The sequence below is a fragment of the Acinetobacter sp. ME22 genome (assembly GCF_022012315.1).
GTDB lineage: Bacteria > Pseudomonadota > Gammaproteobacteria > Pseudomonadales > Moraxellaceae > Acinetobacter > Acinetobacter brisouii_A.
The window spans coordinates 391334-414608 of the sequence record NZ_JAKLTL010000002.1 but is presented as its reverse complement, the minus strand read 5'-3'; the positions used below and the strand labels follow the sequence as shown (position 1 = coordinate 414608).

Below are 23275 nucleotides of genomic sequence, written 5' to 3'. Positions count from 1 at the left end.
TATCTGCAATCGCCCAGAAATTAGGTGTGGGTTAGAGGGATCGGCTGTCCACAACACTGTCTAGGATCACTTAAAGTAGTAAGTGAATCAGAGTAAAAGTTGTCTGAGTTGACAGTAATATTTTATAGGTCTGATTTATCTACCAAAGTTAAATAAGGTTATGCAAAATAAGGCTGGTTTTCCTCTTAACTTTATTTATTGGTTCATACACAACGAAAATGATGTAATAGATTTCTTATCTTTAGTGGTCTATTAGGAATAGGAATAGCTGGTAGTCTACGAACAAGAATGACTGGTATATCTATGCAAGAATATGCATCTTGATGGATCTAAACTTTTAATAAAATCTTGAATACGTTGAGCAATCTTCTCACCAGTATTATCTTTATTATCGACAATCATTGCAGCACGATCAAAATTCTTATCAAGAGAAATAAATTGCAATTGTTCAATACTGATTGAACCATAAGCTTCGTATTCAGTATCTCCGAAAGTAATTTTTGAAAATATACTGTTACTCGATTCTTCGCCTTTTTTATTCAATTCTTTTTCTTTGGAACCTGCGCGCCCCATCTGTTCATAATTTCCATTTTTTAATTGATCTACAAAATCAGTAATCAATAATGCACTCGTTCTTTTGAATTGATCTCCTTGAGGGATAACATATCCTCTGATAAGCCCCGTGATAGAAGCAAGTAAATCAACCATTGGTTTATCTTTTGCATTACTTACATCATATGTTTGGTCTTTAAAGAGATGATGACGAATACAATTTTGGCTTATATATAAACGATTTTTCTCAAAATCCACTTCTCGCGGATCTTTCTTATACAAGAAACCTTTATCAGATTGTTCACCAGTTAAATTTGTATATCCTCGTAATTTAGGGATGCTATGGTTTGTTGCATCTTTTGCCATTCCTTCATGACGAATAGCAACATTCCCATTCCAATTCACAACCCCATAACCATATGCTGTAATTTTAAAGTCTACGCTTTTTACACCAGTTACTTTAGCCATGTTATTTTTCCTCTTGTGTTGTTGTTAAAAATTTTAATTTATCCAATGATATAGAGCCTATTGGCTGCTTATCACTTATTGCATAATAGATTGCTTCAGGATGTCGAACCCCTGTTCCACCCACTTTATTAAGATCATCTTCGATATAGCTCAGATACAAAGGAAAATCTGCATCTCTTGCATAGTTTTCTAAAACTGCACAACGAGCTTGCTGTTTTTTCGAAGGAATATCTTTGACAGGATGTGTCGTATCAACATTGCCATGCTTTTGTGCAATAAAATTGATCAAACCTAAGTCTTTAATAATATTCAAAGATTCTGTCAGGTTGTCATACTGGGTTGTATCATCCAAAGGTGGCGTATAGGCATATTTATTTTCAAAAATTGGCTTTTTGAAATCATTCAAATTTAAAACTGCCAATTGCACAAAACGGCTGTCACCTCGTAATGAGTTTTTACTGATCTTCGACTTTCTTTCATCTGTCTTGGATTTAATCACTTTAGTCGGCTCAGTGATTTTTTTATTAATTAAATCAATGCTTTTCTTCAGTGCTTTATCCATATCTTGAATAACAGCAGACCTATCCCCAAACTGTTCTTGTTGCTTATAAAACTCACAATAAAGTTTGTATAATTCAGAAACCTGAAATACTTTTCCATTCAAATGATCTTGTAAAAAGTCATACCATGCTTTAGTTGTTTGTAAACTATTTAATTGATTTAAAAAATAAGCAGATGAACCTTTACAACTCCCATTGGTCACATTTTCAGTAATTGCAACTCGTAAAATATTGACAGCATGATTTTCACCAAAACGGTCTAATCGCCCCATACGCTGTAACATATTTTCAGGTGAAGTCATTTCGCTCAACATGTGTTTGCTTGTGATATTTAATGATGCTTGTACGATTGGACCACTTCTTAATACATCATATTTTTGTGAGCCACCCTTTTTAAATGAATCAAACACTTCATCAAACCATATTTTTTTATCACTACGTTTATATTTCGAATGAAACAACACACTATTTTCGTGATCTTTTTGATAAATAAAACCAAGTTGTGCCGTTTGTGCTGTATTTGAAATAATAAAAGTTTGATCGGAATAAGATTGATAAAATGGATTTCCCTCAATTACAGATTCATCATATATAACGAAATCAATTTTATAATCGCTCTGATTAAAAGATGGCATTTCAATCACATCATCTTTATGCACATTTAAAATATTTTCTAGATAATAGTAATGTGGCGTTGCAGATACTAGTAAGGTATTTTTTTCATATCGTTTACGCATGTTCTTATTAGCAATCAACTCTGCAAATAGCAGATTAAAAATCTCCATCCCAATATATTCATGGTATTCATCAAATACCACATGTGCATCCATAAAAGGTAACAGACTATTTACATTGGTATGCGAGACAATTGAGCCTAAAATTTGGTCTATTGTGGTGACAACAACATCACCTGAAAATGGCTCAGGCTCATTTTTGATCTTACCATTCTCATTTATGTATTTAAATTCGCCTGTCAAAATCTCAACTTTGGCATCAGGCAAATAATCCTGTGTTAATTCTTCAAAAATCCCTTGGCAGACTTGCACACGTGGGCAAACCCAAATAATTTTCTTGGCATCTTTCAATCTTGCCCATTCCAAAGCAATTTTTGTTTTACCACAACCCGCGGGACCAGCAAGTACAGCGATATCCCTCAAATCTGCAAGCTCTTGTGCAACCTGATTTTGCTTTTGGGTTCTTTCACTATTAGGAAATTTATAGACTATATTTTTTAAATGTTCGGCTAAATCCGATAAAATTTCTTGATCACCTAGCAATTCATCTAAGCGTTTTTCAGCAATATAATCCATTAAATTTTGGGCTGATAATTTTGAAATCAAACGATCTGCGCTAATCACACAAGCACGCAACAAATTATGATGTGCATTCGTTTGAATTTTTCCAGTTAATACATCCGTAGAATCTGTACTTGCATACGATTTAAATTCAGGAAAGTTTCGACTTTTAAAACTATATTCAAAATTCTCAATCAGTGTGATGAGATCTTCATCACTCCAAGGCAAATGTTTTTGAATTAAATCAATTTCATTAAAATGTTGAGCAATTCCATTTATACGTCTAAGAATATGCGTACTATTTTTGACTAAAATCGAAAATTGTTCAGCATTGATATTTTTAATTAGATATTCATAAGCTTTATAGCTACCTATAAAATCATCATTTTGACGGTAGGGCTTAGCGTGATGCCAATATAAAACATGCTGAATACTTTCTTTTTGTCGATTATTTAGACTATTACATTGCTGCTCTAACAAATTAAATATTAATAATGAAATTTCATTATGACATGGATGCTTATCAAAACTAAATTTTCCTTTTTCGATATGCTGTCCATCATCAATATCATCGGATTGTTTTGCTTTTTTTACCCAATCCTGAAAATGAGGATCTAATTTTCCTAAATCATGTAAACATCCTGCTAGAAATGCCACTTTAGACAGGTTGTCATATTCATCATTATCCACAACTTTTTTAAAAAGTTTCTGTGCTAAATAACCAATTGCAAATAAATGCTCTGCTAATGGTTGTAACTGTGTATTTGCATAAAATTCGTCTTTCTTTGCTTTCATTGTCATCACATCCATAAATACTTCTTTTTGCGTACTATTCACAGGAACAATACCCTGTGCATTAAACTTATTTCGATTGCCCACAACCCAAAGTAACTCACTACGCCGCCGACCACGAATCCAGTGACAACTCACTGCGGTACTTTTAGTCACGGTTTTACGCAGCAGTTTTTTAACTGCGATTAGCCCCTCTTCGGTAATGACTGTTTGCCATGTGTTGTCCCCGATTCGATCCGCAAAGGCATCCAACACACGGCGAGTACGTGGAATGGCTTTCTTTTCACATTGCGAAATAAAAGTCACAATCATGCTTGCTCTCCATCATCAGACAAAGCGCGCTGTAAGGCTTTTTCTTTGACTTGATCAAACATAAAATCTAAGCATTTATGCTCAGTAAATTTCTGTAAAATCTGCTGACGGAACTCTTGTTCTGTCATTTTTTCTTTGGCACAGATAAATGCCCAAGGCAATACAATCGCATCTTTAATTAAGTCCGCAACATCAAATACCAAAGCTCCACGACGAGTTTTGCCATGCATCACCACAAAGCTATGCGAAATCCCCAATACCCAAAGCGTGGTTGCCGCCAACCCATAAGCCAAATAATTGCCATGATTCAGAAAATCATTGGCTAAATCACCTTGTTCTGGATTACGCTCAAAACCAAGTTTGCAACGTGTTGCTGCACTTTTATAAAGCTGTTTGGTAGTCTGAGCTTCGACAAGTAATAAGTCACCGACTTTTTCTTGATGTGGAATTTTCTTTTCAAACTAAGCAAGGGCTTGTTCTATATCCAGATCATCAAGATAAAACCCTTCTGCTTGCAACTCTCGATCTTTTGCCCAAACTTTTCGAATATATGCAATCCGTGCCTGTTGAAACTGCTTACCACTTGCAAGCGTTTCGCTTCATCAAACCAAAACTGCATCCAGCCTTGCATATATTCCGTTGGGCGATATTCACTTTGTGGAATCATCCATTCAATTTCACTGCCCATAAATAAAGGCGTTCCACCACCGCCTGTAAAACCCACTAGCACCCCTGCACTGGCAAGCATACGCATGGCGGCTTGGGTAATGGATGTGCCTGTACCCAGTAAAATCACTGTGGTATTGGCAATCGGAATATTCCAGTATTGATTTTCATTTTTAGCTTCAGTCAGATAAAGCACCCGACCATCTTTTTGCATGACCCGACAATGTTCTAAATAATATAAATTGGCACGTTTCGAATGAAGAATTGCTTTTAAATCTGAAGGGTTAAGTTGCTGCATTTATATTTTATCTTTTTAGGGCATGTCCTCATTTGAAAAATTAGTTTTAAAGGTTTAAAAAAGTGATTTAATCCCTTTTCATTTGTATATTTATCAATGGCACGCACTCTACTCACCGATGATATTTGGCAACAAATCCAATCTACGATGCAATTTCATGGTTGTTATTGTTCAAAGAACAGTAGAAATATCATGGAAGCCATCTTATGGAAATTACGTACAGGTGCGACATGGCGTGATATTCCTGAAGAATTTTGTCCTTGGAAAACAGCATATAACCGCTTTAATCGTTGGGCAAGCAAGGGCTTGTGGGATAAATTTTTTTTAAACTACGAGGCGTATTGGATCAAGAATGGGTATTCATTGACGGAAGCTACATACGCGCGCATCAGCATGCAAGTGGAGCTCGGCATGGTTTCGAGCGAGCAATTGGACAGTCTAGAGGTGGAAGAACCTCAAAAATCCATATTGCAACCGACGCGAATGGATTACCGATTGATTTTAAAATCACTGGAGGTGAAGTCCATGACAGCCAAGTTGCGGAGCAGTTGATTGGTGAGATTGGTCAGGAAGATTATTTGATTGCGGATAAAGGCTATGATTCAGAAAAAATTAGGATGTTGGCAAGAAAGCAAAATATTGTGCCGATCATCCCAATGAAATCAAATAGTAAGCGAGAAAATAAAGAATTTGATCAGTACTTATATCGTTTAAGGCATTTAGTTGAAAATGCCTTTGCGAGATTAAAACATTTCCGAGCGATAGCAACCCGATTTGACAAGCTTGCACGAAATTACCAGTCTATGGTTTACATTGCTTGCATGTTAATTTGGTGCAAAGCCAAATGAGGACACGCCCTAGTCATTTATGACATTAAGCATAGTTAATTTTGATTAAAAAGCCAATTTCGTCGCACTTTTAAGCGACATCAAATGTCGTATCTTTTCTAAATTTCGATAAAAATTTATATTCACATTAAAATAAATAAAATTTCAATCAGTTACAAAAACCAAGCTTTTTTACCCTTATTTTTCAGCATAACTTCAACATTTTTTACCATTCATTTAAGTAATATAAATAAATATATGAATTTGTTTCACTTTAATAAAACATTATAAGAAAAAATAAGTATGGATCGCTGTATCTGCAAGGCACTTATTTTCTCTTATTATGCTGAAACAGTTCTTGCTCATCATTATTTTTAAAAGCGCATGCTTTTAATGACTGATTGTATAAGGAACATTATGCGTAAATTAAGAAAAAGACCTCAACCTCTACAAATCGATGACATCAATATCATTGATCAGCAAAAAACTAAAAAAGCAATTACTGCCGCAGCCATTGGTAATGCAATTGAGTGGTTTGATTTTGGTGTTTATGGTTTTGTTGCATTTGCACTGGGTAAAGTCTTTTTCCCTCACGCATCTCCTAGTCTTCAAATGATTGCTGCCCTAGCGACATTCTCTATTCCTTTTATTTTCCGCCCTTTAGGTGGTTTATTCTTTGGGGTCTTGGGAGATAAATATGGTCGACAAAAGGTATTGGCGATCACCATTATTATTATGTCTTTAAGCACATTTGCGATTGGACTCATTCCAGGTTATGCCAGTATCGGGCTTTGGGCACCTGTGCTTTTATTTATTGTCAAAATTGCACAAGGTTTTTCAGTTGGAGGAGAGTATGCGGGTGCGAGTATCTTTGTTGCCGAATATTCACCTGACCGTAAACGTGGATTTATGGGAAGTTGGTTAGATTTTGGTTCAATTGCAGGCTTTGTACTTGGAGCAGGCTTAGTTTCTTTAATTACTTTTTTAGTCGGTGAAAGTCAATTTTTAGAATGGGGCTGGCGATTACCTTTCTTTTTAGCGCTGCCTTTAGGGATTATTGGTTTATATTTACGCCATGCGCTTGATGAAACCCCTGCATTTCAACAACATACTGAGCTAGAAGAAAAACCACAAAAAATAAGTTTTAAACAAATTTTTCAGCAACATTCGCGTAGTTTATTGCTGTGTATGGGTTTAGTGATCTGTACCAACGTTAGCTATTATATGCTACTTACTTATTTACCAAGTTACTTTACACATAACTTAGGCTATTCTGAAAGTCATGGTGTGCTGATTATTATTGCCGTGATGATTGGCATGCTGTTTGTACAGCCACTGATTGGTTGGTTAAGTGATCGTTGGGGACGCCGCCCGTTTATTTTTATGGGTAGTTTAATGTTGATTGGACTGTCTTATCCTGCTTTTTTATTCTTAAATAGCCATGTGACTGCACTGGTTTTTTGGGGATTATTGATTTTAGCGCTTTCTTTAAACATGCTGATTGGCGTTATGGCATCGACGTTGCCTGCCCTGTTTCCTACTGCAATCCGTTATAGTGCGCTTGCCAGTGCCTTTAATATTTCTGTAGTTATTGCAGGTTTAACGCCAACGCTGACCGCTGCTTTGGTTGAAACTACACATAACTTGATGATGCCTGCTTATTATTTGATGATTTGTGGTGCAGTCGGTTTAATTACCGCATTTTATTTAAAAGAAACAGCCAATAAACCGCTCACAGGGGCAGCACCTCTAGCAACTGATGAAGAGGAAGCACAAGAGTTACTTGAACAATTCCATGATCATATCGAACAAAAAATTGATGTTCTTGATCAGCAAATTGAACATTTACAGCGTAAACGACAAAATCTTGCCGATCAGCACCCTGAAATCAACTAAATATGCGCCTATTTTAAAAATGCCTGCTGAATTGCAGGCATTTTTAAATCAAATACTTAACTGGTCTGTCATGTAGGAAAAACTGCATAACACTGCTGAATCTTTTAAGATCGTATTGTATTCTTCCACAAATTAATCATCATTTTGAATGCAACAATATCAATAAAAAAACTGTTGATTCATATCACTGATTCAACAGGTATAGGTTTTAGCCTACATCAGATACAGGAATGACTTTGACAATAATGGTTTGAGATTCTTCAAATTCATCAAAAATTTGCTTGCGCGTTAATTCTTTAGATTTCACTTTAAACTGTAAATTTTGAAATTGAATATGGCTGGGGATACGCTCAAAGTAATCACCTGTTTCCTCAATTTCTTCCTCAAAAAGTGGGCGGCCTAATTGGTAGTCTTTACTTTTTAAAGCAATATATTTCACTGTGGTTTTCATGCGATGTCACCCTTTTTCTCTAGGCTTTATTTTTGTTTTAACAGGTTTAAAAGCGAAAGGAAACGTTATTTATGTATAAACTGCCTGAATAAACAACAACTAAAAAAATAGCCCCACCAAAGTGAAGCTATTGCTCTTTTGACTATTTTTTAGGGTGCAATCGGTGTAAATGGCGCGACCACATCAGCATTTTGCGCACGATGACGCATGAAATGATCCATCAGTACAATGGCAAGCATCGCTTCTGCAATCGGGGCAGCGCGAACGCCTACGCAAGGATCGTGACGACCTTTCGTCAATACATCAGCATCTTGACCATTGATATCAATGGTTTTTCCAGATGTGGTAATACTGGCTGTCGGTTTAAGTGCAATCGCAACACGAATGTCTTGACCACTTGAAATCCCACCTAAAATGCCGCCTGCATGATTTGCCAAGAAACCTTGTGAAGTCAGTTCGTCACGGGTTTCATGACCAAACTGTCCTGCGACTGCAAAACCATCACCAATTTCTACACCTTTCACCGCATTGATGCTCATCATGGCATGTGCGATGTCGGCATCCAAACGGTCAAATACTGGCTCACCCCAACCCACAGGCACATTTTCAGCCAAGATTTCGAGCTTGGCACCACAGCTTGTGCCCTGTTCACGTAGTGACGTTACTAGTTGCTCAAAACGAGGAACGGCATCGACATCACCACAGAAAAATGGGTTGTTTGGTACTTCATTCCAGTCCAGTTTTTCAGCAACTTCTGTCCCGATTTGGGTCACATGTCCACGAATGACAATGCCAAATTTTTCAGCGAGGTATTTTTTCGCAATCGCCCCTGCTGCCACACGCATAGCAGTTTCACGCGCACTTGAACGACCACCGCCACGGTAGTCGCGGAAACCATATTTATGTGTGTAAGTATAGTCTGCATGTCCCGGGCGGAAAGTCTGCGCGATATTGCCATAATCTTTTGATTTTTGATCCGTATTACGAATCAACAAACCAATCGGTGTGCCTGTGGTTTTACCTTCAAATACACCAGAGATAATTTCAACTTGGTCAGGTTCTTTACGTTGCGTCGCAAATTTTGATGTGCCCGGTTTACGGCGATCGAGATCTTTTTGTAAATCTGCTTCAACCAATTCAAGACCCGGAGGAACGCCATCGACAATCGCCATTAAGCCGACACCGTGCGACTCACCACAGGTGGTTACACGAAAAAGTTGCCCAATACTATTTCCTGCCATAATGACAATTCCTTATGCATTCACTGAATCTTGAAATAATTGTTGATATTGACGACATTGTGCAGCAGTCAAAGCAAAAATACCTGAACCACCTTTTTGGAATTTTAACCAATGGAAGTCAACTGTATTAAAGTTTTGGCGCATTGCCCACTCAGAGTTACCCACTTCAATCACAATCAGACCATCTTCAGTCAAATAATCTGCCGCTTGAGCCAACATTTTACGAACCAAGTCTAAACCGTCCTGACCTGCTGCAAGTGCCAATTCTGGTTCATGTAAAAATTCTTCAGGTAAATCTGCCATGTCTTCGGCATCGACATAGGGTGGGTTACTGACGATCAAATCATATTGATTTTCAGCAGGAATTTTTGAGAATAAGTCTGACTCTAACAATGCAACCTGATATTGCATGTTGTGGTGTTCAGTGTTGATTGCTGCCACTTCAAGTGCTTCACGTGAAATATCTGTCGCATCGACTTCAGCTTCTGGGTAAGCGTATGCAAGTGCAATCGCAATACACGCCGAACCTGTACACATATCTAAAATACGGCGTGGAGTTTGTGGATTTGCATTTTCAGGAAGCTCATTTAAAGCTTCGCGCATTTGCCCATTTTCATCTAAACAGTAAGGTGCAAAGCGTTGCTCGATGAGTTCTGCAACGGGTGAACGTGGAATTAAGACACGCTCATCAACATAGAATGGTTTATTGCAGAAATAAGCAAGGTTCAGTAAGTAAGAGGTTGGAACGCGTTCATTGATACGGCGCTCTAAAAGGCTTAAAAATTCTGCTTTTTCGCTTGGTAAGAGTTTTGCATCGAGAATTTCGTTATCAGCTGCCCAGTCTAAAGACAAGGTTTGTAATACCAACGCTGAGCTTTCTGCAAAAAAGTCTTCTGTGCCTTGCCCTAAATGAGCATCGTATTGACGCAGTGCTGTGACCCCAAAGCGAATAAAATCACGAATCGTGCTTAAGTTTTCAGCCGCTTCATTTAAACTTTCAGGGCTAATCGTCAATCGCTCCACTCAGAACTCCAAATCTATAAATTTATATGCTCGGTATTCTACCCTGTTTTAGTGTGATTTTTAATGCTTATAGCGTCTTTGGGCAAATGATCCTCTCGATCAATGTAAATTTTATGTATTTTTTAATTTGACAGATCATGACTTTTGACCCAATATTTTTAGACTCTTTAACAGTTTAATAAAATCAAATAGTTATAACTCGGCTAAAAAATTTGGGTCTTTTGGGATTTTTTATATTTAAGCCTTTGTTATTTCTATTTTTCTGATAATATTTTTACTGTTCACTGCCATGTAGGCAGCTTAGAAAATTAAAAAAGCCGCACAAGAAATTTGGTATGAGTTCACTGCCATGTAGGCAGCTTAGAAATCAGTGATTTGTTGTTCTTTTTCTTTCACAGCGTTCACTGCCATGTAGGCAGCTTAGAAAAGAAAACCTACTTAAATTAGAAAATTAAGTAGGCTCAGGAAAAATTTGACGAAAATAATTAAATTTGTTTTTGTTGGCACGAAGCCAGTACCATCTGACGAAGTTCAGCAATCCTCACCGCCTTTGCTGCATCTGTTGCTTCTACAGGTTGACGTGATACACGCAATGCCAAAGCCGCATAAAATTGAGCAAGTCCTCGCTGTTCAGGTGTTTGTGCTGTTTTTTGTAATTTATCAGCAGATTGAACCATATCAATAAATTCTTGACCATTTTGACGTTGAGCCATCACTTGAGTCGCAATTTCTGCTTTTTCCTGACAACTTTTTCCAATATTTTGTTTCAATTCCACATTCAATTCAGCATAACTACTTTTACAACACAGCATAATTGCCAATCCCCAAATGATTTTTTTTAAAGTAGCCAACATACATTTAATCCTATTCTTTTGTTTAGCTTGTGGTTGCCTATCATAAGGTATATTTATATTTTTTTGATTATCATATTTTAACCAATTGAAATTTATATTAATTTAAAAACCAAATGGTATATACATTGCAATGACATATTCATTTACATTTTATAAAAAAGCTTAATTATTGTTCTTTTTAAGTTTTTCCTGATCGTACATTTTTACACAATCTAGCTTAAATAATTTATGGCAAAGTAGAGTGAAGTTGTTTGCAAGGAGGTCAGTCTATATGACAATTAAAGATCAAATTTACCGTGCAGAAAATTTAAAAGCGCTTCATTGCCTGCACCAAGCAGGAATACAACATCGCGTCATTGCTCTATTCATGACCAGTGAAGGATTACCCTTGAGTGAACAAGATGTTACCTTTCTCATTAATTTGTACGATGACTGTGGCAAAGTCAAAGTCCCTCAGAAAAAAATTCAAGCCATGATTATTGCCAAAAAACTCGGGCAACATGATGACACACTTCCCTGCCCTGTCTAAATCACCAGCCAGTCCTTGACTGGCTTTTTTGATTTCACTTCAATGATCCATACTCAATCTTGATTCACAATCCCTGATTGATTAAAATCTTCATACTTTATTCACAATCAATCTAAGATTAAGATTTTTATAAAAATCTTATAAGAAATACTCAATGATAAAAATGATCTTTTCAAAAAAGCAAATCGTTGGAATTATAGGCACACTCTTGACCATGATTGGCGTGTTTCTACCAGCTTTTAGTATGAATACTTTTGACGATTTAACTTTATTCAATCACGGCAAAGGCGATGGTGTTATCATTTTAGGGGTATGCATCTTTGCACTTATCCTGCTTTTATTTCGTAAATTTATTGCTTTTATATTGGTAACACTGATTTCTTCTACCATTATTGGAATGAAACTATATAAATTCGATCATCTTGTTCATGATATAAAACGAGATACGATACAAGCACTTAATGGAAACCCCTTTGAAATATATGGCATTTCTATCATTAATTCGGCTCAATTAAGATATGGCTGGATGATCTTATGTGCAGGGTGCTGTATTTCACTCGGTACAATTTTTATTCGCAATAAAAAACAGCGTACTGCGCCCCAATTATCTGATACAAATATACCTAATCAAAGTATCGTTCATGCTGCTTTTGAAATGAATGCACAACCCTACAACGAAACGAAAGCCTGCCCATATTGTGCTCAGTCGATCCGTATTACTGCTATCAAATGTAAATACTGTGAAAAAATGCTTGAAGAAACCTAAAACGATTGAACGCTCTTACAAAGCATCATTCAGCTAGCCCCAAAAGCTGACTTTCAGTATTTACTGGCAGGCTTTTGCAGATATTTTTCTGTATAAGCGGTGTATAATTTCGGGTTCAGCCTTTCCAAATGGATAAATTGCCTTGTTCCAGATCTTAAATAAACAGCTAGATGCCAGTACACTGTGCCCTTTATGTCAAGCTGCAATGTTTTGGGTTGAAGCGGAACAATTTGATCAGGACGTTCAATTCCATCAATGTAGTCATTGTGAACATCGGGTTTTTCCAACAGGAAAATTTAGTTGCCAGTGCCCACGTTGCCTGCAACAGCGTAAAAAAATTCTCAAAGAAACACGCCAGCAAGAACATCAAAAATATCGAAAAAAAGAAGTATTAGCGCCTTCGCTAGAACAACTCAGCTTTTTACAGAAACTATTCCTACTTGCTTTGCTTGATGATCAAGTTCGTGAAGATTCTCAGCATGATGAATACATTCATTGGGAAAAAATTAAGTTTTTTAATATTTCACCTAACTATCATTTTCAGCATCAATTGGTCAAACAGCTCCAAAAAGAACAAATATTGATGACGACAACAGCTATTGATGAACCCACAACCTTTTATATCAATGTTCGTTTAGATGGTTATAGTGAACCCAGTTTATTTAGTATTGTGCAGCAATTGCGGCATTGGTTCTATTTCAACTTAACGCTTGGGATTCCTTTTAAAAGCGGTGAAGAAGTTAAAGCTGTCTTATATGAAATGCTGTATCAAGAGATTATTCAGTTTATTCAGTCCATCTGTAAAATGTGGCAAGTGCAATTCAGTTCACATGCCTCATTCCAACAGCTTTGTTATCGACTATTAGATCACCTTTCTGTCGAACAGATTTTTTACTTGGCACATACTGCATTACTTTATTTATATGAACAAAAAGCACTTGCTGCGCGTAATGATGGATTTATCAATACGCATCGTTTAAAAAAGACCATGTTGCAGTATCGGGAGCGTGCTATTGCAGAAAAGTGGGAAACACCAAGCTTTATGCGTCCAGAGCATTTAGCTCTGAGTAAAATGAGTCAAATTTTATATTATCGTTTTCTCAACTACGATCAACGAATTTTCAACCAACCTGTTTGGCATCTTTGGAAAAAAATTCAGCCCCGACTCAATTTTTATTCAGATAAGCGCTGTATGCATTGTGGCTCTAATGAACTTGATGTCGAATATGATGCTGGGGATTATGTCACGCTGACCTGTCGTAAATGCCAGCATCAAGATCACTATTTCACACATTAAAACTCAGTATTTACAGGATTTTTTATGCTTGAACGCACCTTACTGATTGAACAGATCACAGACGCTTGGCAGAAATTACAACAAACTGCCCCACTGGTTCAGTGCATGACCAATCAAGTTGCCAGTAATTATGCTGCAAATGTTTTACTTGCCTGTGGCGCATCCCCTGCAATGATTGACAATCCATTTGAAGCAGAAAGTTTTACTCAAATTAGTTCAGCACTCAGCATTAACTTGGGCACACCGACTGAGCAACAAATGCAAGCCATGCAAATTTCAGCACAAACGGCGCAAGCACATCAAAAACCGTGGGTGCTCGACCCTGTCGGTTATAGCCCGATTTTAAAATGGCGCAGTGATATGACAGATACGCTGCTGAAGTGTCATCCAACCGTGATTCGTGGCAATGCGTCTGAAATCAGTACCTTGGCAGGAAACCAAAGTTCATCTAAAGGTGTGGACAGTACGCTCAGTAGTGATGCGGTTTATACGCAAGCTCAAAATCTTTTACAACACTGTGACTGCGTTGCCATTTCGGGTGCAAGTGACTACATTTTGAGTCATGAAAGCACTCAAGTGATTAAAATCAATGGTGGTTCAGCCCTACAACCCAAAGTAACAGCAACAGGTTGTGCTTTAGGCGCACTGATTGCAGCTTATTGTTCAGTCACTTCACCAATGCTTGCTTGTGTTGCTGCACATGTCCATTTTGCGATTGCAGGTCAATTAGCAGCTGAACGCGCACCGCTTATTGGACAATTTGCTGTCGCATTTCTAGATGAGCTGTTTAGTTTAAATGCTGAAAAAATTGCTAAATATGCTGATATTGAGTTGTTAAGCTAGAAAACTGAACCATTCTCAGTATTTGTGTGTAGAATTTGGGCAAAATAACAGGAACAATAAAATGCCCTCATTCCAATTAGTCAGTACATTTCTTGTCACCACATTAATTTTTGCCTATTTACCTGGCCCCGCGATGTTGTATACAGCCGCGCAAACGCTGGCTCGCGGACGTAAGGCTGGGCTTATGGCATCTCTCGGGATTCATTTGGGTGGTTATACCCATATCGTGATTGCTGCAACAGGTCTAACGGTTTTATTTCATGCGATTCCAATCGCTTATACGCTAGTCAAAATTGGTGGTGCGTTGTGGCTGATTTGGCTTGGATTAAAAATGCTACTTGCTCGCAGTTCAAAATCATCTTCAGATTTACAGGGAAATCAGCAACAACGTGCTTTTTCTGAAAGCATTTGGGTTGAAATCCTCAATCCCAAAACGGCTATTTTTTATCTCGCCTTTTTGCCGCAATTTATTGATACGCAGGCAACATTTCCAATCTGGTTACAATTTTTGATTCTTGGAACAATCGTCAATTTGGCTTTTAGTTCAGCCGATGTGGTTTGTGTATTTTGTGCAGATTTCATTCTGAAAAAATTTAAAACATCTTCACGTAGTCAACAGATTTTTCGCTATTTAAGCGGCAGCATTTTGATTGTTTTAGGCTTGCGGTTAGCACGAGATTAAAAAAGGGTGAAATCTATTCACCCTTTTTCGTGATTAGTATTCAACAATTTGCTTTGCATATTGATTTTTTGGCATTTCCAAAATTTCAGCACAGACCTGTACCGATAAAGTATAAGCTTCATAATCTTTAAAACTCAGCAAGGCTTGTAGCAAAATCTGACTCAGATGTTGCTTCTGCTCTTCAGTTCGCCCACTCAACACTGACAGTTGCGCATGAATATAGCCTTGTGAATCATCATTATCACCGATCACAAAAACCTCATCTTTGTGAATACGTGATTTAATATCTTTGGCTTCAAACAAACCTGTTTGAATCAGTTGATGATTGACATGTTTAAGCAGTTTTTCTTGGCTTAAGTTATGAATATTGCGTGAATATCCGATCACTAAATGTGGCATATGCTTGTCCTTATTATTCAATAAACAATAACGCTAATCTCACTTGATCATAGCCCATTTTGGGTTGTGTTGCTTCAACGATTGGACGTAACTTAATCGAACCATCATCATTAAAATTTTCAGAACGTTGTCCTTTTTTCAAGCGTTTATAAATTTTACGGACTTGTTCGACCACTTCATCACCAGGATGTGCCACTGAAATATCTAAACCTTGTTCTTTATGTAAACGTGCCAAGTGGTTAATAATCGTGGCAGGCGTTAAACCACGTTCTTGTGCAATATCTGAAATATCATAACCATTTTCAAACAGCTCTTTGGTTTCTTCCAAAGTACTGGTCGCATAATTATTTTTATCCCCATTCTTTGCAAACTTACGTTCATTACGTGCGATTTCACTCGGATTGAGCGTGCCGCCACAGTGACGAATAAAGGCTTGATGCTGCGCAGCTAAATCCGTATTGGCAAAATGCTGCTCTGCTTCTTCAGAGAGTTCCTGAAAACGCCGATCTGCTTTAATCGCCAAACGATCCAACTCCAAAGCTTGATCATTAAACCCAGTTAAACGTAAGCCTTCAAGGGATTTTAAACGGGACAATGCCACATAGCCTTGACCCTTTTCAAAGGTATGACTCAAGTTAATTTCAGCAGCTTCCAAAGTCATACCCTGACTTTTGTGAATGGTGATTGCCCATGCTAAACGCAGTGGAATTTGCTGAAAACTGGCGATAATTTTACCCGCATCATTTTCAACAGACCATGTTTCAGGCTCAACCAGTAAAACAGAACCATCGGTTAATTGAACTTTTGGCAGCAATCCATGTTCATCATCTTCCTCAAAGCCAATGACTTCGCCCAAGCTTCCATTGATGTAACCCATGTCAAAATTATTTTTAACAAACATCACCTTAGCGTGTTTTTTTAAGGTTAATTCTTCTGGTGCACGTACTGAAGATTTCAGTGTTTCGAGGAGTTTTTCATTACCATCAAGTACTGCATTGAACTGATGGCTTTCTCCGTCAATCGCATTTAAATGTTGAAAATTCAAATGATCAACGTCCATATTGTGCGTATACAAACGGGTAAACGTCTCGCCAATATCTTTCTTACGAACACTGGTTAACGCATCAAAGTGCTGGTTTTGTAAATTTTGTGCACGAATCGCGTTTAAAATTTGGTTTAGAGTTTCATCATCTTGGCGGTGCTGCTCGGTTAAGTAACAAATTCGAAATTTTGCTTCAACCCAAGCCTCTGACATAAAACAGAATTTATCTCGATTGCGTTCTTCATTTTTGCCTACAGGTGGCAACTGGAAAAAGTCACCCGCAACAACGATCTGTATCCCCCCAAAGGCTTGATCATTTTCTTTAAAATATTTCAAAACCTGATTGACCAAATTGAGCTGTTTGGCATGCAGCATCGAAATTTCATCAATAATCAACACTTGGGTATTTTCCAAATGCTCTTTGAGATATTTACGCTCTTTCATGCGTTTTAAGTCATCATCACTTAGGCTATCTTTAATGCCAATGCCTGCCCAAGTATGAATTGTCATACCATTCATATGCGTTGCTGCAATCCCTGTTGAAGCCGTAATTGCAACGGGCACTTTTCTTATTTTAAGATATTGAATATATTGATTAAGTGTATAGGTTTTACCTGCACCTGCTGAACCTGTTAGAAAAACATTTTCGCCTGCTTTTAAAAGTTTCAGTGCCGTTTCTTGTTTCATAAGCCTATCAAAATTCCAACAATCTGATATAGCTTAACCAGTTTCCAAACATAAGGGAAATTTCCCGTTTGACCAACCCAATTATTACTTTAAAAATCCACTAAAAATCTGAGTTTTTTAGTCAGTTTTTTTAATTTAAAATAAATATTCTCATTTAATTACAATATCTTAATCAAAAAACTGTTTTTAAAAAAAGTTGGTAGGTATTTGGTAGGTAGGAAATTTTTAAGGAGCTAACAATACTAAGCTCATGGTGAACATGATCGCCTAGAAAAACACAATGGAATAATGGAAGAAGGAATCGCTCCATGGCTTTTAAAAATATTGCTGACCAAACTAACGGTTTTTACATCCCTTGCGTATCTTTATTTGGACCAGGTTGTGCTAAAGAAATTGGCACAAAAGCTCAAAACCTAGGTGCAAAAAAAGCATTAATCGTAACTGACCAAGGTTTATTTAAGTTTGGTGTAGCTGACACGATTGCTCAATATTTAACAGACGCTGGCGTAGAAAGCCACATCTTCCCAGGTGCAGAACCAAACCCAACAGACATTAACGTTCACAACGGTGTAAAAGAATACACTGACAATGGTTGTGACTTTATTGTGTCATTAGGTGGTGGCTCTTCACACGACTGTGCTAAAGGTATTGGTCTTGTTACAGCGGGTGGCGGTCATATCCGTGACTACGAAGGTATCGACAAAAGTACTGTTCCAATGACTCCGCTTATTGCAGTCAACACAACAGCAGGTACTGCTTCAGAAATGACTCGTTTCTGTATCATTACCAACACTGATACTCACGTTAAAATGGCGATCGTTGACTGGCGTTGTACTCCACTTATCGCGATTGACGATCCTAAGTTAATGCTAGCAAAACCAGCAAGCTTAACTGCTGCAACAGGTATGGATGCATTGACTCACGCTGTTGAAGCTTATGTGTCTACTGCTGCAAACCCAATTACTGACGCTTGTGCTGAAAAAGCAATTGCAATGATTAGCGAATGGTTAAGCCCTGCTGTTGCAAATGGTCAAAACCTTGAAGCGCGTGATGCAATGAGCTATGCACAATACCTTGCTGGTATGGCATTCAACAACGCATCTTTAGGATATGTGCATGCAATGGCTCACCAATTAGGTGGTTTCTACAACCTACCTCACGGTGTATGTAATGCGGTACTTCTACCACACGTTTGTGAATTCAACCTAATTGCTTGCCCTGATCGTTATGCACGTATCGCGCAATTAATGGGTGTAAATACTCATGGTTTAACTGTTACTGAAGCTGCGAATGCTGCAATTGCTGCAATCCGTCAATTATCTGCATCAATCGGTATTCCTTCAGGTTTAACTGAACTTGGCGTAAAAACTGAAGATCTTGCGATTATGGCTGAAAATGCTCAGAAAGATGCGTGTATGTTGACTAACCCACGTAAAGCAACACATGCTCAAGTAGTTGATATCTTTAAAGCTGCTTTGTAATTTTGATGATTTAAATCATAGGCTGTAAGTTTTCTCCATGTAGGCTTCTCACAAGGTTCACTTTGTGAGAAGTTTTTTTATTGTTATTTTTAGGCAAAATAAAAATGCGATGCAAAACGCAACACATAAATATTATAATTTTTATGACTACAATCAGTTTTTTATATTTTTTAATTTAAATTAAGCATCCTTATATTTTTCCAATACTTGATGTGCTGGATGTGACTCAGGTAGCAATTCAATTAAGCGCTCCACTGCATCAATCGCATCAGGCACATGTGCAATATGTTTCAGCAACGTATCAGTATTTTTTGCTTTAAAAATTGCATCACTTAAACGCGACTCTAAACAATCCCGCCAAGCACATAAAAATGGACTTTCAGTTTTTGCTAAGAATACGCCTGTATACAAGCGTAAAGCCGATTCTAAATAACCCGCGTCGAGCGCCTGCTCTGCTTGTAAGAAATCTGCCTCAACTTGCGCAAGCAAGCGATATGGACGCGATCCGAGCATGCCACCAAGTAAATCGCGCAACTGAGACATCTCGGCTTTGAGCGTCCCCATACTGACCTTACGTTCGCCATACAAAGCATTATGCAATTTATCTAGATTTACACCCTGCGGACAGAGTGCCAAAATGGTCATAATTTCAAACTGCCGCGGTGTCAGCACCAAGACCTTACCATTAAACAAGACCTGTGAAACTGAAAACGCACGAATATATAAGCGATGCTTTTGCTGCTCAAGAAGTGCAGATTGAATAATCGAAGCACAACGTTCAACAGCGAGCACACCTAAAGTATTATGATTTTTCCAAGTGGTTGATAAATCAACAACTCCCAAGAGCTGATGTGAATATGGATCAACGATTGGTGTCGCATAGCATACCCAATCATGCACCGATTCCATGTAGTGCTCACTTGAGAACACACAACATGACTGCTGAGTTTTCAAAGAAAGTGCTAATGCATTTGTCCCTACTGCATCTTCACTCCATTTACCACCAGACACAAAATGTACCTGCTCGGCTTGATCCTGCATTTCACGACTTGCTGCTGTCCAAACAATGGTACTACCAACATCACCAATCGCCAGCACCATTGAAGATTGCTGTGCAACATGGCGTAATTCAGCCTCACAACGCTGTAAAGCCGAAGTTAAGGTCGTCATACCCTTAAATGAGGTATTTTCAACCAGTGGCGCAGCCGTGCGCTCTCTAGGAATGCACGCAGAAATGCTTCGTTGCCAAGAGCTCATAATGCTCTGACCGATTTCTTGAGCTTGTTGAGGTGACCATGTGAGGCTCTGCCTTAACTGCTCAATCGCACCGCGATGGTGCGATAAGTCTTTCTTCGTAAACATTTGTATATCCCTTGTATGTTTGGAATATTCCAACCTTTTTCCAACCTAATTTATGATTATTATTATATCCGTAATGTACCAGAAGTACTTTATCAGAAGCAGTATGCTTTTGTTAGATGATATAAAATAAAGCAAAGGAATTTTCACATGCGCTATATTGATCCTAATCAACCTGGTTCAAAAGTTCAATTTAAATCTCAGTATGAAAATTTTATTGGTGGTGAGTGGGTCCCACCTGTAAAAGGCGTGTATTTTGAAAATAGTTCTCCAGTCGATGGTAAAGTTTTCACAACTGTTGCACGTTCAACTGTTGAAGATGTTGAGCTTGCGTTAGATGCTGCACATAAAGCAAAAGCTTCATGGAACAAATCATCTCCTACAACTCGTTCTAACTTGTTGCTTAAAATTGCAGATCGTTTAGAAGAAAATCTTGAAGTTCTTGCAGTAGCAGAAACTTGGGACAACGGTAAGCCAATTCGTGAAACATTGGCAGCAGATATTCCACTTGCAATTGACCATTTCCGTTATTTTGCAGGCTGTATTCGTGCACAAGAAGGTGGCATTTCTGAGATCGACGAAGATACCATCGCTTACCACTTCCATGAGCCACTCGGTGTTGTTGGTCAAATCATTCCTTGGAACTTCCCAATCTTGATGGCAGCATGGAAAATTGCACCAGCATTGGCGGCAGGTAACTGTATCGTCATGAAACCTGCTGAGCAAACACCTGCAAGTATTTTGGTTCTTATTGAATTGATCCAAGATATTCTTCCACCAGGTATCCTGAACATCGTGAGCGGTTTTGGTGCAGAAGTGGGTCGTCCACTCGCAACTAGCCCACGTATTGCAAAAATTGCATTCACAGGTTCTACTGCTGTAGGTCAATTGATCATGCAGTACGCAACTGAAAATATCATTCCTGTAACGCTTGAACTTGGCGGTAAATCACCAAACATCTTCTTTGAAGACGTTATGGATCAAGAAGATGACTACCTAGACAAAGCACTTGAAGGTTTTGCAATGTTCGCATTGAACCAAGGTGAAATTTGTACCTGTCCTTCTCGTGCACTTGTTCAAGAAAGCATCGCTGACAAATTCTTGGAAAAAGCAATCGAACGTGTAAAACGTATCAAAACTGGTCATCCACTTGATACAGATACCATGATCGGTGCTCAAGCTTCTGTTCAACAGCAAAACAAAATTTTGGGTTGCATCGAAACAGGTCGCAGCGAAGGTGCTCAATTGTTGACAGGTGGTTCTCCTCGTCATGATGTTGAAGGTGGTTTCTATATTGAACCAACAATCTTCAAAGGCGACAACAGCATGAAGATCTTCCAAGAAGAAATCTTCGGACCTGTATTGTCTGTAACTACTTTCAAAGACTTTGATGATGCAATGAAAATTGCAAACGACACCATCTATGGTCTAGGTGCAGGTGTATGGTCTCGTTCAGCGCACACTTCTTACCGCGCGGGTCGTGCAATTGAAGCGGGTCGTGTATGGACAAACTGTTACCACATCTACCCTGCTCACGCAGCGTTTGGTGGTTACAAACGTTCAGGTATCGGTCGTGAAAACCATAAAGACATGTTGAACCATTATCAACAAACTAAAAACTTGTTGGTGAGCTACTCAACTAAAGCGTTAGGTTTCTTCTAATTTAGCCTTTTGTAGCGTATTGCTACACTCTACAGCGAACCCTCGTTCGCTGTATTTTTTATTCAAAGCTGACCTAGATACATGCAATCATGGATTGTTTGATTTAGGTCAGCTTTTTTATTTGAAAAAACAAACCAACCAAAGATGATCATACATAACTCATTTTCTGACTCTTTATTTACAAGCGTTAGATTCATAGAACATCTTCAAGCACAAATCACATTGTAACCATGCTTCAAAGCAATAAAAAAACTGCAAGGAAAACCATGCAGTTTTAATCTAAAATCTAGCAATCTAACTAAAACTGATAACCTGCTGCGACATAGTAAGCCCATCCTGTGTTTTTAAGATGTGTTCCCCATGAAGTTGTTGCGCCATCATCCCATTGACCGCCATTATGGAAATAACGTGCCGCACCAAAGAAACGCAAATGTTTCATATTATATGAAAAGACATGTGTCGATACAAAAGCCTCATTGGTACGATAACTTCCCTCAGTCTCATCACCCAACTTTGAACCAAAATCATAGTTACTGAAGGTGAAGTAGTTTAAAGTTGCCCCATTTTCAAATGTATGTAACGGATAGAAAAATTGTACCTGTAAACGCCCACCATCATCAGATGAGTAGGCATTAGCTGCGCCATAGTTTTCCCATTGCTGTTTCGCATAGAGATTTACATTCATACCCAATTTAGTATGCGTATCGATTGATGTACCGACACCATAATATAAGGTATTTTGACGTGTATCAGAGGTTGTTCCTGCATCTACAATCCAGTCAGCAGTCAAGAACCAGTCTTTAAAAGGTCCTACAGATAAATCTTTCCCTGTTAAACGATTAAAAGAGAGTTTTGGCTCCTGTTCCGAAAATAGTTTAGAACTGTCTTTATCCCAAACCCCTTTTACATTACGGTTACCACCAAAATATTTGGGCGCATCAAAATAGCCATATAAATCTATAGGCCCTTTTTGACCAAAATACTCAAGCTCAAGGTAACCATTTTCGGCTGGGTTTGGCCCAAACATGGTGTTATTACTATAGATTCCCCAAAGTGTGGTATTCACAAAATCTCCAGCATTGACAGCTTGTGTCCCACATACAGTCAATGTGGCAAGAACTGCACAACTCAGCGCCTTAATTGAACCCATACAAATCACTCCTCTGTATTTAATCTATTCAAAATATTTTTAAATCATGCCAATTCAAATCAAGTGCATGTAATACAAAGATATTTTTAATAGCAATTTATATGCCACGTTGTTATAAAAATCGTATGTATAATTGAATTGCA

Annotated in this window: 21 protein-coding genes; 9 read left to right on the top strand and 12 right to left on the bottom strand. The window is 38.0% G+C overall.

The window, feature by feature from the left end; genetic code table 11:
- Window positions 1–276: 276 nt before the first annotated feature.
- Genes cas7fv through cas1f (LVY74_RS17735) form a run of 4 tightly spaced genes read right to left on the bottom strand, consistent with a single transcriptional unit; the run spans window position 277 to window position 4943 of the window.
- A complete protein-coding gene (cas7fv, locus tag LVY74_RS04675; protein WP_237814036.1) occupies window positions 277–1020 on the bottom strand; it encodes a type I-Fv CRISPR-associated protein Cas7fv in 744 nt (247 codons plus the stop codon).
- Between the two features lies 1 nt (window position 1021).
- Complete coding sequence (locus LVY74_RS04670; protein ID WP_237814035.1) at window positions 1022–3979, bottom strand: CRISPR-associated endonuclease Cas3''; 2958 nt, start codon at window positions 3977–3979, stop codon at window positions 1022–1024.
- On the bottom strand, window positions 3976–4428 hold the full coding sequence (gene cas1f / locus LVY74_RS17740) for a type I-F CRISPR-associated endonuclease Cas1f (RefSeq protein ID WP_330847864.1): 453 nt from the start codon (window positions 4426–4428) through the stop codon (window positions 3976–3978). Before cas1f (LVY74_RS17740) ends, LVY74_RS04670 begins: the two co-directional genes overlap by 4 nt.
- A 29-nt stretch (window positions 4429–4457) precedes the next feature.
- On the bottom strand, window positions 4458–4943 hold the full coding sequence (gene cas1f / locus LVY74_RS17735; RefSeq protein WP_269090930.1) for a type I-F CRISPR-associated endonuclease Cas1f: 486 nt from the start codon (window positions 4941–4943) through the stop codon (window positions 4458–4460).
- Between the two features lie 96 nt (window positions 4944–5039).
- On the opposite strand from cas1f (LVY74_RS17735), the gene LVY74_RS04660 reads away from it, so the two are divergent.
- Together LVY74_RS04660 and proP are read left to right on the top strand one after the other, a co-directional pair.
- Window positions 5040–5791, top strand: a protein-coding gene (locus tag LVY74_RS04660; RefSeq protein WP_442862770.1) for an IS5 family transposase whose coding sequence is annotated in 2 segments (ribosomal slippage) — window positions 5040–5271 and window positions 5271–5791 — 753 coding nt in all. Because the reading frame shifts where the segments join, the coding sequence is not laid out codon by codon here.
- A 396-nt stretch (window positions 5792–6187) separates the two neighbouring features.
- Window positions 6188–7666, top strand: coding sequence for a glycine betaine/L-proline transporter ProP (gene proP / locus LVY74_RS04655; RefSeq protein WP_237814033.1), 1479 nt, complete (start codon window positions 6188–6190; stop codon window positions 7664–7666).
- A gap of 208 nt (window positions 7667–7874) precedes the next feature.
- Here the strand turns inward: proP and LVY74_RS04650 are convergent, their stop codons facing one another.
- From LVY74_RS04650 to LVY74_RS04635, 4 genes are all read right to left on the bottom strand, one after another.
- Window positions 7875–8117: a hypothetical protein gene (locus LVY74_RS04650; RefSeq protein WP_237814032.1), complete on the bottom strand. Its 243-nt coding sequence runs from the start codon at window positions 8115–8117 to the stop codon at window positions 7875–7877.
- A gap of 149 nt (window positions 8118–8266) precedes the next feature.
- Window positions 8267–9358 carry a chorismate synthase gene (gene aroC, locus LVY74_RS04645; protein WP_151710227.1) on the bottom strand — a complete coding sequence of 364 codons (1092 nt, stop codon included), beginning with the start codon at window positions 9356–9358 and terminating at the stop codon, window positions 8267–8269.
- A 12-nt stretch (window positions 9359–9370) separates the two neighbouring features.
- The gene (gene prmB, locus LVY74_RS04640) at window positions 9371–10381 is read right to left on the bottom strand and encodes a 50S ribosomal protein L3 N(5)-glutamine methyltransferase (protein ID WP_237814031.1); all 1011 of its coding nucleotides are present in this window, start codon (window positions 10379–10381) and stop codon (window positions 9371–9373) included.
- A gap of 485 nt (window positions 10382–10866) precedes the next feature.
- On the bottom strand, window positions 10867–11235 hold the full coding sequence (locus LVY74_RS04635) for a hypothetical protein (protein WP_237814030.1): 369 nt from the start codon (window positions 11233–11235) through the stop codon (window positions 10867–10869).
- A 271-nt stretch (window positions 11236–11506) separates the two neighbouring features.
- Here LVY74_RS04635 and LVY74_RS04630 point away from each other — a divergent pair, with 271 nt between their 5' ends.
- From LVY74_RS04630 to LVY74_RS04610, 5 genes are all read left to right on the top strand, one after another.
- Window positions 11507–11764 carry a hypothetical protein gene (locus LVY74_RS04630; RefSeq protein ID WP_237814029.1) on the top strand — a complete coding sequence of 86 codons (258 nt, stop codon included), beginning with the start codon at window positions 11507–11509 and terminating at the stop codon, window positions 11762–11764.
- Between the two features lie 154 nt (window positions 11765–11918).
- A complete protein-coding gene (locus LVY74_RS04625) occupies window positions 11919–12530 on the top strand; it encodes a hypothetical protein (RefSeq protein ID WP_237814028.1) in 612 nt (203 codons plus the stop codon).
- A gap of 142 nt (window positions 12531–12672) precedes the next feature.
- Window positions 12673–13827 (top strand): hypothetical protein, encoded by a 1155-nt coding sequence (locus LVY74_RS04620; protein ID WP_237814027.1) that lies wholly within the window; start codon window positions 12673–12675, stop codon window positions 13825–13827.
- A 24-nt stretch (window positions 13828–13851) separates the two neighbouring features.
- Window positions 13852–14670 (top strand): hydroxyethylthiazole kinase, encoded by an 819-nt coding sequence (gene thiM / locus LVY74_RS04615; RefSeq protein ID WP_237814026.1) that lies wholly within the window; start codon window positions 13852–13854, stop codon window positions 14668–14670.
- A 61-nt stretch (window positions 14671–14731) separates the two neighbouring features.
- Window positions 14732–15352 (top strand): LysE family translocator, encoded by a 621-nt coding sequence (locus tag LVY74_RS04610; protein WP_237814025.1) that lies wholly within the window; start codon window positions 14732–14734, stop codon window positions 15350–15352.
- 33 nt (window positions 15353–15385) lie between these two features.
- Here LVY74_RS04610 and LVY74_RS04605 read toward each other — a convergent pair whose 3' ends face one another.
- Window positions 15386–15751: a 5-carboxymethyl-2-hydroxymuconate Delta-isomerase gene (locus tag LVY74_RS04605; protein ID WP_237814024.1), complete on the bottom strand. Its 366-nt coding sequence runs from the start codon at window positions 15749–15751 to the stop codon at window positions 15386–15388.
- A gap of 13 nt (window positions 15752–15764) precedes the next feature.
- On the bottom strand, window positions 15765–17480 hold the full coding sequence (locus tag LVY74_RS04600; RefSeq protein WP_237814023.1) for an AAA family ATPase: 1716 nt from the start codon (window positions 17478–17480) through the stop codon (window positions 15765–15767).
- 308 nt (window positions 17481–17788) lie between these two features.
- On the opposite strand from LVY74_RS04600, the gene mdh reads away from it, so the two are divergent.
- Entirely contained in the window at window positions 17789–18961 is a 1173-nt protein-coding gene (gene mdh, locus LVY74_RS04595; protein ID WP_151710852.1) for an iron-dependent methanol dehydrogenase, read from the top strand.
- Window positions 18962–19141: 180 nt separating this feature from the next.
- Here mdh and LVY74_RS04590 read toward each other — a convergent pair whose 3' ends face one another.
- Window positions 19142–20323, bottom strand: a complete 1182-nt coding sequence (locus LVY74_RS04590; protein WP_237814022.1) for a helix-turn-helix domain-containing protein — start codon at window positions 20321–20323, stop codon at window positions 19142–19144.
- A gap of 147 nt (window positions 20324–20470) precedes the next feature.
- Between LVY74_RS04590 and exaC the strand changes: the two genes are divergently transcribed.
- Window positions 20471–21982: an acetaldehyde dehydrogenase ExaC gene (exaC, locus tag LVY74_RS04585; protein WP_237814021.1), complete on the top strand. Its 1512-nt coding sequence runs from the start codon at window positions 20471–20473 to the stop codon at window positions 21980–21982.
- Between the two features lie 298 nt (window positions 21983–22280).
- Here exaC and tsx read toward each other — a convergent pair whose 3' ends face one another.
- Window positions 22281–23132 (bottom strand): nucleoside-specific channel-forming protein Tsx, encoded by an 852-nt coding sequence (gene tsx / locus LVY74_RS04580; protein ID WP_237814020.1) that lies wholly within the window; start codon window positions 23130–23132, stop codon window positions 22281–22283.
- Window positions 23133–23275 lie beyond the last annotated feature (143 nt).

What these genes read in the sequence shown, in the direction of transcription:
- cas7fv (WP_237814036.1), bottom strand. Translation starts at nt 1,020, where the DNA reads ATGGCTAAAGTAACTGGTGTAAAAAGCGTAGACTTTAAAATTACAGCA.
- LVY74_RS04670 (WP_237814035.1), bottom strand. Translation starts at nt 3,979, where the DNA reads ATGATTGTGACTTTTATTTCGCAATGTGAAAAGAAAGCCATTCCACGT.
- cas1f (WP_269090930.1), bottom strand. Translation starts at nt 4,943, where the DNA reads ATGCAGCAACTTAACCCTTCAGATTTAAAAGCAATTCTTCATTCGAAA.
- proP (WP_237814033.1), top strand. Translation starts at nt 6,188, where the DNA reads ATGCGTAAATTAAGAAAAAGACCTCAACCTCTACAAATCGATGACATC.
- LVY74_RS04650 (WP_237814032.1), bottom strand. Translation starts at nt 8,117, where the DNA reads ATGAAAACCACAGTGAAATATATTGCTTTAAAAAGTAAAGACTACCAA.
- aroC (WP_151710227.1), bottom strand. Translation starts at nt 9,358, where the DNA reads ATGGCAGGAAATAGTATTGGGCAACTTTTTCGTGTAACCACCTGTGGT.
- LVY74_RS04635 (WP_237814030.1), bottom strand. Translation starts at nt 11,235, where the DNA reads ATGTTGGCTACTTTAAAAAAAATCATTTGGGGATTGGCAATTATGCTG.
- LVY74_RS04630 (WP_237814029.1), top strand. Translation starts at nt 11,507, where the DNA reads ATGACAATTAAAGATCAAATTTACCGTGCAGAAAATTTAAAAGCGCTT.
- LVY74_RS04625 (WP_237814028.1), top strand. Translation starts at nt 11,919, where the DNA reads ATGATAAAAATGATCTTTTCAAAAAAGCAAATCGTTGGAATTATAGGC.
- thiM (WP_237814026.1), top strand. Translation starts at nt 13,852, where the DNA reads ATGCTTGAACGCACCTTACTGATTGAACAGATCACAGACGCTTGGCAG.
- LVY74_RS04610 (WP_237814025.1), top strand. Translation starts at nt 14,732, where the DNA reads ATGCCCTCATTCCAATTAGTCAGTACATTTCTTGTCACCACATTAATT.
- LVY74_RS04605 (WP_237814024.1), bottom strand. Translation starts at nt 15,751, where the DNA reads ATGCCACATTTAGTGATCGGATATTCACGCAATATTCATAACTTAAGC.
- LVY74_RS04600 (WP_237814023.1), bottom strand. Translation starts at nt 17,480, where the DNA reads ATGAAACAAGAAACGGCACTGAAACTTTTAAAAGCAGGCGAAAATGTT.
- mdh (WP_151710852.1), top strand. Translation starts at nt 17,789, where the DNA reads ATGGCTTTTAAAAATATTGCTGACCAAACTAACGGTTTTTACATCCCT.
- LVY74_RS04590 (WP_237814022.1), bottom strand. Translation starts at nt 20,323, where the DNA reads ATGTTTACGAAGAAAGACTTATCGCACCATCGCGGTGCGATTGAGCAG.
- exaC (WP_237814021.1), top strand. Translation starts at nt 20,471, where the DNA reads ATGCGCTATATTGATCCTAATCAACCTGGTTCAAAAGTTCAATTTAAA.
- tsx (WP_237814020.1), bottom strand. Translation starts at nt 23,132, where the DNA reads ATGGGTTCAATTAAGGCGCTGAGTTGTGCAGTTCTTGCCACATTGACT.